Raw genomic sequence first — 5628 nt, forward strand, 5'->3', positions numbered from 1 at the left:
ACCTGCTGAGGTGCTGGACCGGCACCTGCAGCACCTGCGGCCGCCCCCTCACCACAGCCAGACACAGAGCCAGAACCTAACGAAGCACTACTAGGACTTGTCCGGCCGATCATGTGACTAGTCCGCGCCGTAGTCGTTGGTGTGGACATGGGGCGGGGTGATCTGACGGATGACGAATGGGAACGGCTGCGGCCGTTCCTGCCGGTCAGCAACCGGCGTTGTGGACGACAAGGGCAAGGTCGAGCGCATCCCGTACGAGTTGTGCATCCTGGTGGCGCTGCGGGACGCGATCCGCCGCCGGGAGATCTACATCGAGGGCGGGCTACGCTGGCGCAACCCGGAGGACGACCTGCCCGGCGACTTCGAGGCCACCCGCACCGTGCACTACGCCGCGATCCACCAGCCGATGGACCCGCAGGCGTTCATCACGGACCTGAAGCGGCGCATGACGGACGGCCTGGACAGGCTGTCGGCCGCGCTCGCGGACGGCTCGGCGGGCGGGGTGAAGGTCACCACCCGGCATGGCGAGCCGTGGACACCGTGCCCAAGCTGGAGAAGCTGGACGAGCCCACCGGCCTCCAAGCGCTCAAGGACGAGGTCGTACGAAGGTGGGGCGTCCTCGATCTGCTGGACGTGCTGAAGAACGCCGACTTCGCCGCCGGCTTCACCGACGAGTTCGCCTCCGTCGCCGCGTACGAGCGCATCGACCGGGCCGTCCTCCAGCGCCGCCTGCTGCTCGCCCTGTTCGCACTGGGAACGAACATGGGCATCCGCGCCATCGTGGCGACCGGCGAGCACGGCGAGACCGAAGCCGCGCTGCGGCACGTGCGCCGGCACTTCATCACCGTCGACAATCTGCGGGCCGCGGTGACGAAGCTGGTGAACGCCACCTTTGCGGCCCGCGACACCGCATGGTGGGGACAGGGCACGGCGTGCGCATCGGACTCGAAGAAGTTCGGGTCCTGGTCCTCGAACTTCATGACCGAGTACCACGCCCGCTACGGAGGTAACGGCGTGATGATCTACTGGCACGTGGAACGGAAGAACGTCTGCATCTACTCCCAGCTCAAGAGCTGTTCGTCGTCCGAGGTCGCGGCGATGATCGAGGGCCTGCTGCGGCACTGCACGGACGCAGAGATCGAGTCCAACTACGTAGACACCCACGGCGCGAGCGTCGTCGGGTTCGCCTTCACTGAGCTGCTCAACTTCCGGCTTTGCCCCGGCTGAAGAACATCGGCAGCATCCGCCTGTACCGGCCCGACGACGACCCGCCCGGCCGGCCAGCGCTCGGCGGCTCCCTGACCCGGGCGATCCGCTGGGACCTGATTGCCCAGCAGTACGACCAGATGGTCAAGTACGCCACCGCCCTGCGCCTGGGCACCGCCGAGGCAGAACAGGTGCTGCGGCGCTTCACCCGCGGCGGCCCCAAGCACCCGACCTACCAGGCCCTCGAAGAGCTGGCCCGCGCGGTGCGCACGATCTTCGCGTGTGACTACCTGGCCAGCCCCGGCCTGCGCCAGGGAGGTCCACGGCGGGCCAGGTCGTGGAGATCTGGAACAGCGCGAACACCGTCCGGCACTACGGCAAGGACGGCGCCCTGACCGGCCCGGACAAGGAACACGCCGAGACCTCGATGCTCGCCCTGCACCTGCTCCAGAGCAGTCTCGTGCATATCAACACCCTGCTGCTTCAGGGGGTACTCGCCGAGCCGGCCTGGGCGAAGAAGCTGAGCGGCGAGGACAGGCGTGGGCTGACCGCGCTGTTCTGGTCGAACATCAACCCGTACGGCACGTTCCGCCTCGACATGAACAAGCGCCTCGCCCTGTCGGGCGTGACCATGCCCGGTCAGCGTGCCGCCGTGAGCGAGCGAGCCGAGGCGGACCCCGCCACCCGCTGAGCAGAATGATCACTCCCCAAGGTGAGTAGACAGTGTCTACGAAGCATGGTAGACACTGTCTATGACTGATGAGGGCTCCCTTCGGGAGCGGTTGATCGATGTCGGGGTCGACCTTGTGCTGACCGAGGGCTCCGCGTCCGTGGGCCTGCGGGAGATAGCCCGTCGAGCGGGGGTGTCGCACGGGGCGCCGCGTCGGTACTTCCCCACACACCACGCGCTGCTCTCGGCTATCGGCCGTCGCGGCTTCGAGGACCTCGCAGCCATGTTCGAGGCCGCGGTCGCCGGCACGACCACACCGCGCGGCCAGCTGGAGGCCCTCGCGCGGGCGTACGTCGGGTACGCACTGGAACGTCGCGGCATGTTCGAGCTCATGTGGCGGCACGACCTGCTCGACGGCGCGGCGCAGGCATCGGACCAACCGAGGCTGCGCGAGTCGACCCTCCCGCTGTTCGGGGACTTCACCGGACTCGTCTCCCGATGCCTATCGGAGACGGAGGCCGCGCGACGCGTCGACGGGCCGAACGAGGCCGGACCGCCGCCCGCGGTGACCGCCGCCGCCTTGTGGTCGAACCTGCACGGCATGGCCCAGCTGTGGGCCTGGGGCAGCCTGCAACTCGCCCTCGGCGCCCCACCGCTGGGCGGTGACCCCGGCGACGACCAACGCGACCGGCTCATCGCGGCAGTTCTGGACGCCCATCTCGGTCCGGTGACCTCATGACCGCCCCCGCACAGCGGCAGATTGCACTTCTGGTCAGCGTGGTCGGCGCGGTGATCGTCGCGCTGGACGGAACCATCCTGCTCATGGCGCAGCCCGGCATGCAGCGTGATCTCGGCGCGAGCGTGGCGCAGATCCAGTGGACGAGCACCGGCTATCTGGTCGCCGTGGCCGCGTTGCTCGTGATCGCCGGGCGCCTCGGGGATCGGTACGGGCACCCGCGCCTGCTGTTCGTCGGCGTCCTCGGTTTCGGGGCTGCCTCGGCCGGGATCGCGCTCGCGCCGACCGTCGGCTGGGTGATCGTCCTGCGCGCGGTGCAGGGCGGGTTCGCCGCGTTCCTCCAACCTGCGACGCTCGCGCTGCTACGGCTGGCGTATCCCGCGGACCGGCTCGGCAAGCCGATCGCCATTCGCACCAGTGCGATCGCGGTGGCGGCAGGGTCCGGTCCGCTCCTGGGCGGTGTTCTCGTGGCTCATCTGGGATGGCGCGCCGTCTTCTGGGTCAACGTGCCCCTCGCGTTCGTCATCGCCGTCCTCGCCCTCGCCGTACGGACGCCGGCACCTCAACGTGCCAACTCTCCACGGCTCAACCTCACCAGCGCCGTCCTGCTAGCGGTCGCGCTCGCCATCCTGGTCCACGCCTTGGCCGACATACCCGTGCGGGGGTGGACCGCCGCGCCGACGCTGCTCGAATTCCTCGCCGTCATCGGCGCCGCAACCGTGCTCACCTGGCACGAACGCCGCACCACACACCCGATCGTTCCACCAGCCGTAGCACTGTCCGTATCAGTGACGGCTTCGATGGCGATCCTGCTGGTCACCACCGCCGCCATGTTCGGCGCACTGTTCAGGGCCACCTTTTACCTCCAGGACGTACTTCGACTCGACCCACTCGCCAGCGGTCTGCGCGTACTCCCGCTGACCGCGCTCATGGTCCTCGGCTCACCCGCCGCGGTCGCCGCACTACGCCGGTATGGTGCGCGCCACACCGCGATCGCCGGTACGGTCCTCGTCGTGGTCGGCATCGCGGGGCTGTCCCGGCTCGGTCCCGCCAGCACATGGATGGCCATGGCTGCAGCCTTTGCCGCCATCGGTGCCGGGTTCGCCACCGTGATGGTCACCGCCACCGGGACCGTCGTCGGTGACGCGCCGCCCGGGTACGCCGGGGTCGTCAGCGGACTCAAGCAGACCGCCATGAACACCGGGCCGACCTTCGGCATCGCCGTCGCGGCCAGCGCAACCGGCACCGCTGCTTCGACCATGAGCTCCACTCTGCTGATCCTGGCCGCACTCGCCACTCTCGGCCTGCTGCCCGCGTCGCGGCTGCCCTGGCGCCCGGCCCACCAGGAAGGAGACGACACGACCGCCTCACGCCCGGCGCAAGCACCAACACCACAGGCAGCACCCGCTCGACACCCAAACAGTTGAGCAACCGCCGAACGCACCCAGGCTGATCCGGTCATGTATCAGACCGATATTCAGTGTCGGCAAACGATCGTCTGCCGACACTTGGGGACGTGATCACGCACCCGCAGGTGGGCAGTGTCGGAAACTCGCGTCGGAAAACAACGTCGGCGAACGGTGCGCCCGTTAGATTCCGACACATGCTCATCGGCTACGCGCGGGTCTCGACCGCCGACCAGAACCCCGATCATCAGATCGACGCCCTACTGCGGGCCGGCGTCGACCGCGACAACATCCACGTCGACACCGCGAGCGGCGCGAAGGCATCCCGGCCGAAGCTCGACCTCGTGCTCCAGTTGTTGCGCGAGGGCGACACGTTGAAGGTCACCCGGCTCGACCGGCTCTCCCGCTCCGTGCTCCACCTGGTGACGCTCGGCGCTGATCTGCGCGAGCGCGGCATCGGGCTGCACGTGATCGAGCAGGGCATCGACACGTCCACAATGGAGGGACGGGCGATGTTCGGGATGCTGTCCGTGCTGGCCGAGCTCCAGCGCGAACTGATCGTGGCGAACACCAACGACGGGCTCGCCTCCGCCCGCGCCCGGGGCCGGGTTGGCGGACGTCGGCCGAAGCTCACCGAGGACCAGGCCGCGCTCGCCCAACGGCTTTACGACGAGCGGGAGAAGACGGTCAAGCAAATCGCCGACATGTTCGGCGCGCCACGGTCAACGGTGTACGGGCACCTCGACAAGACCAAGACCGTCCCCCGCCAGCCCAAGAAGACCGCCGCCCCGAAGTCCTGAAACCAACCGGCGGGCTACTTTGCCCCTGGGGTCAGAGCTGGGAGTCCGGGGCCATCTCGGTCGACTCCACCATCGTCCGCGCGCATCAGCATGCCGCCGGCGCCCGCACCGATCCAGCGCCGGCCCTCGCGTCAAAGGGGACCGAACTGGCGGAACACCAGGACGAAACGCCGTGGCAGAGCCTGATCGCCCGCCTGGTGGAGGTGGTGCTGGAGGTGAGGGCCTGAGCCGCTCGCGCGGCGGGTTCACCAGCAGGCTCCACCTGAGCGCGGACGGCCGTTGCCGCCCGCTGTCTTTGATCGTCACCGCGGGCCAGCGCGCCGACTGCACCCAGTTCGAGCCCGTCCTGGAGAAGATCCGCGTGCCGCGGCCCGGGCGGGCAGGCATCGCAAGAAGCCGGACAGCCTCGCGGCCGACAGGGCTTACAGCAACAGGCCCTGCCGCGAGTACCTGCGCCAACGCGGTATCCGGCACACGATCCCGGAGAAGACCGACAGCCAGGCTGCCCGCCTGCGCAAAGGCTCACGCGGCGGACGGCCGCCCGGCTTCGGCGAGGACCGCTACAAGAAGCGCAACACCGTCGAACGGGCGATCAACCGCTTGCAACAGTCCCGGGCCGTCGCCACCCACTACGACAAACGCGGCTACGTCTACCTCGGCACCACGACAGCGGCAGCCCTCACCATCTGGCTACGAACTTGATCGGCCGGACAAGTCCTAGTAGTGCTTCGTTAGGTCTATACGTTTGTGCTGATCAAGAGCATGTTGAAAGTGTGGACACGCATGAAGTGAACCGATTACGGGCGGCGT

General features: G+C 68.5%; 6 protein-coding genes and 1 pseudogene. All 7 read left to right on the forward strand.

Annotation, left to right across the window (positions count from 1 at the left end):
- Nucleotides 1-169: 169 nt before the first annotated feature.
- The 7 genes and pseudogenes from ABZT02_RS46040 to ABZT02_RS46070 all read left to right on the forward strand — a co-directional run bounded on the left by ABZT02_RS46040 (nt 170) and on the right by ABZT02_RS46070 (nt 5520).
- Nucleotides 170-640: a hypothetical protein gene (locus tag ABZT02_RS46040; RefSeq protein WP_356029435.1), complete on the forward strand. Its 471-nt coding sequence runs from the start codon at nt 170-172 to the stop codon at nt 638-640.
- A pseudogene (locus tag ABZT02_RS46045) lies at nt 634-1601 on the forward strand (Tn3 family transposase). Before ABZT02_RS46040 ends, ABZT02_RS46045 begins: the two are co-directional and overlap by 7 nt.
- Nucleotides 1544-1897 carry a Tn3 family transposase gene (locus ABZT02_RS46050; RefSeq protein WP_356029438.1) on the forward strand — a complete coding sequence of 118 codons (354 nt, stop codon included), beginning with the start codon at nt 1544-1546 and terminating at the stop codon, nt 1895-1897. Before ABZT02_RS46045 ends, ABZT02_RS46050 begins: the two are co-directional and overlap by 58 nt.
- A gap of 61 nt (nt 1898-1958) precedes the next feature.
- The gene (locus ABZT02_RS46055; protein WP_356029440.1) at nt 1959-2615 is read left to right on the forward strand and encodes a TetR/AcrR family transcriptional regulator; all 657 of its coding nucleotides are present in this window, start codon (nt 1959-1961) and stop codon (nt 2613-2615) included.
- A complete protein-coding gene (locus tag ABZT02_RS46060; RefSeq protein WP_356029443.1) occupies nt 2612-4039 on the forward strand; it encodes an MFS transporter in 1428 nt (475 codons plus the stop codon). The genes ABZT02_RS46055 and ABZT02_RS46060 overlap by 4 nt, the downstream gene beginning before the upstream one ends.
- 176 nt (nt 4040-4215) lie before the next feature.
- The gene (locus ABZT02_RS46065) at nt 4216-4818 is read left to right on the forward strand and encodes a recombinase family protein (protein ID WP_356029446.1); all 603 of its coding nucleotides are present in this window, start codon (nt 4216-4218) and stop codon (nt 4816-4818) included.
- Between the two features lie 279 nt (nt 4819-5097).
- A complete protein-coding gene (locus tag ABZT02_RS46070) occupies nt 5098-5520 on the forward strand; it encodes a transposase (protein ID WP_356029449.1) in 423 nt (140 codons plus the stop codon).
- Nucleotides 5521-5628: the final 108 nt, after the last annotated feature.

Origin of the sequence: Streptomyces sp. NPDC005402 (assembly GCF_040606575.1) — a bacterium.
Lineage (GTDB): Bacteria > Actinomycetota > Actinomycetes > Streptomycetales > Streptomycetaceae > Streptomyces.